The sequence below is a fragment of the Kitasatospora sp. NPDC056181 genome (assembly GCF_042266225.1).
GTDB lineage: Bacteria > Actinomycetota > Actinomycetes > Streptomycetales > Streptomycetaceae > Kitasatospora.
Map to the genome: position 1 here is coordinate 1 of NZ_JBHJUK010000103.1, position 1,588 is coordinate 1,588.

At 74.1% G+C, this 1,588-nt stretch carries 3 protein-coding genes; all 3 read right to left on the reverse strand.

Going from position 1 to position 1,588, the window contains the following annotated elements:
• Positions 1-88 precede the first annotated feature (88 nt).
• Genes ACFC1F_RS30515 through ACFC1F_RS30525 form a run of 3 tightly spaced genes read right to left on the reverse strand, consistent with a single transcriptional unit; the run spans position 89 to position 1,547 of the window.
• Positions 89-922, reverse strand: a complete 834-nt coding sequence (locus ACFC1F_RS30515) for a hypothetical protein (RefSeq protein ID WP_376163104.1) — start codon at positions 920-922, stop codon at positions 89-91.
• A 5-nt stretch (positions 923-927) separates the two neighbouring features.
• Complete coding sequence (locus ACFC1F_RS30520) at positions 928-1,092, reverse strand: sigma factor-like helix-turn-helix DNA-binding protein (RefSeq protein WP_376163156.1); 165 nt, start codon at positions 1,090-1,092, stop codon at positions 928-930.
• A complete protein-coding gene (locus tag ACFC1F_RS30525; protein ID WP_376163106.1) occupies positions 1,014-1,547 on the reverse strand; it encodes a hypothetical protein in 534 nt (177 codons plus the stop codon). The genes ACFC1F_RS30520 and ACFC1F_RS30525 overlap by 79 nt, the downstream gene beginning before the upstream one ends.
• Positions 1,548-1,588: the final 41 nt, after the last annotated feature.

The following is a 1,588-nucleotide window of genomic DNA, read 5'->3' on the forward strand; positions in this document are numbered from 1 at the left end:
GGCGTGGGGTGGGCCGGGGAAATTCCGTGGTGGTTTGGGGGCCCCGTCGGGGGGGGGGGGCGCGGGGGGGCGGGGCGCCGCGGCCCCACTACGGGCACACCAGGTCGTGGAGTTGTTCGGCGAGGTCGTCGGTGGGCAGGCTGATCGGCCCGTACTCGGCGTCACGGACGGTGTCGAGTTCATCGAGCGCCTCGCGCAGCACGACCTCGGGTTTCCGCTGGACGCCGCCGGCGGCCAGAAGGTACTGGCCGACCCAGGGCAGGCAGGCCAGGTAGTAGTCCGGCACCGGGGGAAGGGCCGGGGGCACGGCCCGCCGGTCCGGCGGGAGCGCATCCAGGCGGGCGGACTGGTGGAACCAGTGTTCGGCCGCCTTCAGCTCGCCCAGGCGGGCGTGGTGGAGGTAGAGGCAGAAGCAGGCGGTGGCGTCCTCGGCGCCGCCGGCGAACTGCCACCAGAACTGGGCTTCCTGGTAGCGCCCGGCGAGGTAGAGCAGGCAGGCGAAGACGAGGGCGCCACGCGGTTCGACGGTGTGGTCGTTGATCAGCCGGTGCAGGGAGGACGCCGCGTCCTCCTCGGCGATGATCATGGTGGCGATGGTGCGCAGATCGCGCTCGGCGTGGTCGTGGAAGGTCAGACCCTCCAGGTCCGTGGGCAGGACGGCTTTCTCGCCGTTCGGGCCGGGCCCGGGAGTGTCCGTGTGCGTGGGCGGCTGCGGAAGGCGGGGCGGGCCGGCAGCCGGCCGCGGTGCGGGGGTGGTGCAGCGGCACCGGCCGCCGCTGTCCTGCTCCGCGGTGGCGGCGCCGGCCTGGCGGGCGGCGAGCTTCTCCGCGATGCGTCGGCGGCCGGCGGCCAGGTCGTAGGCGGGGGCAGGGGCCACGGCGCGCATGCCGCCCCCGGCCAGCAGGTGGTCGAGCGGGTTCATGTGGATCACTCCTCGTCGTCGGGCGAACGGCCGGGCTCGACGGTCCGGCGCGGCGCGAGGCGGGCTTGCAGTCGGGTTCGGGCCTGGGAGATCAGGGAGCGGACGGTGACGTCCTCGATGCCCATGACCTCGGCGATCTGGGCCGGTTCGTAGCAGGCCAGGAACCGCAGCACGACGACGTCGTGCTGACGGCCGGGCAGGTCCTGGATCGCGCGGGCCACGCTGATGCCGATACCGAGGCGTCCACCATGGAGTCGTCGACCAGCTCAAGGATCCGCTTGCCCCGTTCGATCAGCGCGTAGGCGAAGGCGGCCTCCTCGATGAGCGCGAGGTGCTCGTCGCGGCGGGCGCACTCCGCCTCGACGACCCGGCGCAGCAGGGCCCAGGCGTAGGCGGCGGGGCTGGGCCGGGTCAGGACGCGGTCCCAGCGTTCGGCGAGGGCGACGAAGACGTCGTCGACCAGGTCGCGGACGACGCTCTCGTCCGGGAGGTGGGCGAAGGCGTAGTCGGTGTAGCGCTGGGCGTTGAGGTCGTGGAACACGGCGAAGGCTATCGGCAGCTCGGCCCCCTCCGGGGCGCGGGCTTGGGCGGCGTCGGCTGCGTCGGCCGGCTGGGTGTCGCTCATCACGCCTCCCACGCCGGGTCCGGGACCGCGCCGCGCGGTGC